Raw genomic sequence first — 1,926 nt, 5'->3', positions numbered from 1 at the left:
ACCCGCCCACCGCTCAAAACATAGTTTTGAATTGGTTGACGGTGGAATCCACAGCGAAACGCGACTTTCATCCCACACTAATCGAAGCGATATAGTGTGGGGATTCCCGTCTGGCTAGCTAAATCGAGCGAGCGCCCAGATGTCCGCGGTAAAGCTCAGTCTAACTCACATCAAGCATCCACAGACCGACCTAAAATCCTCGGTTTTTTGTCAATAAACTAGGCTTCTTAGCTTTTTCTGAGAATATTGCCATATCTCAGGTCTAACCAATCACAGCCGAAAGCACTTTGCCAGCTTCGTCCAAGGTGCTGCCAAAACAGATAATGCCCTCCTCGTGACCGGCCATCGCCAGAATTTTGCGCTCTGCCAAATTCTCCTCCTCAAAAAGTCTAAACATTTCTAAGGCCATCTGGGGAGTGCCGTAAGGTATTTCTTTTCTAGTAGTAGGAATCTCAAACAGCAGTTGCTGCCATAGTTTAGGGTTGTGGACGTGAATTATCCCGCCCACATCGTCTCTCTGAAGGTACAGGGCAGCGTGAGTCAGGGACTCCGACGAAGCTTGTACGGGGCCCCGGCAGCCGAGAAAATTTTGTTCTAAGTTAAATTCGGTAACAGTAGAGTAGGATTCGGGCCCCAGATCCCTCAAGTGTGCAGTCTGGGTTCCCGAAATTACGAATTGGCAAGAATTGCCGAGCCTGAGGCTGACGTTCCCAAACCCGATGCCATTTTCGTAGACGCCAATTAGTCCCCAAGAGTGGAGCCTTTCGCGCCAGGTCATCAAATCTGCTATGTTCCCGGCAGCTACAGGGTCTGCCTCTTCCCAGTCACAGCGGTACTTAACGACTCCTTCATCCATCTATTTTCCTGCTGCTGGCGGACAGGACTGACACTGGCCAAGCTGAGGCTTAATCGAAGTTGTCAAACTGCTTCTTTTTGGCTGCTGCCTTATGCCGGGCGTGCATGAGTGCCATAACTAGCCTACATTCCATTGTCGCCGTAATTAGCGATCGACATTAGCAAAAAGTAAGCGACGACAGAAGAACCAATTATTCCAAAAATCATGATCTAGCCTCTCGGTGATTGCAAAAGTTCAATAGGAAAACGGACGGTTTCAGCAGGGGAGTTTGGTTCGAGGCTGTTGCCCGATCGAGTTTCTGAGGTGAAACTACATAACCTCCCTGAACGAGTTATTGCTCTAGACTAATTTATTTATACTGATCTGACTTACCCCTTGAGAAGGACTTAACGATAAATTACCCCATTACCACGTAAATTAGCTAAAAAGCAACCCCCCATTTACTTATTTTTTATAATTATACCTATATTTAAGCAAGCGCAACACAAAAATAAATATTTTTTAGCCAGTCTTGGACAAAACTTGCAAAATCTTTGGGTGATATACGGTCGTCCACACCTCTGTCGAGCGAGCAATTTTTAGCTCTGGGGCACCCTACAAGCTCATCAACCTGATGAGCGTAATATCAGAGAGAGTAAAATCACCGCAACGCCAGCTCGCGTCGGCGGGTTCACAAAATTTTATAGTAGTAGAATAAGTTATCGATCCAGTAAAGCTGCGCTGACCGAGAGCGGGATGGTCGATCGACTGCATTTGAGTAAGACTTAAGTGGCAAAAAGTTATCCTTACTTGCCTATACTTATTTACTTTAGGTAAGTGGACTAGCGATCGCACTCCGTGCTATCTGTAGTTGAGAAGCTTTGGCGATCGGGGGATAGCCTACTTATCTTGGGATTAGCGGTCTACCCAACAGCGTTGTCAGTAAACACTAATAATCTAAAGAGGACTTTGGATAAGTTTAGATAAGTTTTACAAAGCAGATAAGTCCTATTATTGACATCCTCACCGCCCTAAAGGGACGGTGATTCCCAAGAATCACTTCTTGAGTTTTCTGCTTCGTCCTGTGCCAG

1 protein-coding gene is annotated in these 1,926 nt (G+C 46.2%); it reads right to left on the bottom strand.

The window, feature by feature from the left end; translation table 11 throughout:
- Nucleotides 1–262: 262 nt before the first annotated feature.
- A complete protein-coding gene (locus QUB61_RS39125) occupies nucleotides 263–856 on the bottom strand; it encodes a class II aldolase/adducin family protein (RefSeq protein WP_333136820.1) in 594 nt (197 codons plus the stop codon).
- Between the last annotated feature and the right edge of the window lie 1,070 nt (nucleotides 857–1,926).

This window comes from Microcoleus sp. C2D2 (assembly GCF_036702495.1).
Lineage (GTDB): Bacteria > Cyanobacteriota > Cyanobacteriia > Cyanobacteriales > Microcoleaceae > Microcoleus.
Note: the sequence above shows the minus strand (reverse complement) of the source record. Positions and strands in the feature narration are given on the sequence as shown.

Excerpts from the sequence above, each read along its gene's own strand:
- QUB61_RS39125 (WP_333136820.1), bottom strand. The coding sequence starts at position 856 with ATGGATGAAGGAGTCGTTAAGTACCGCTGTGACTGGGAAGAGGCAGAC.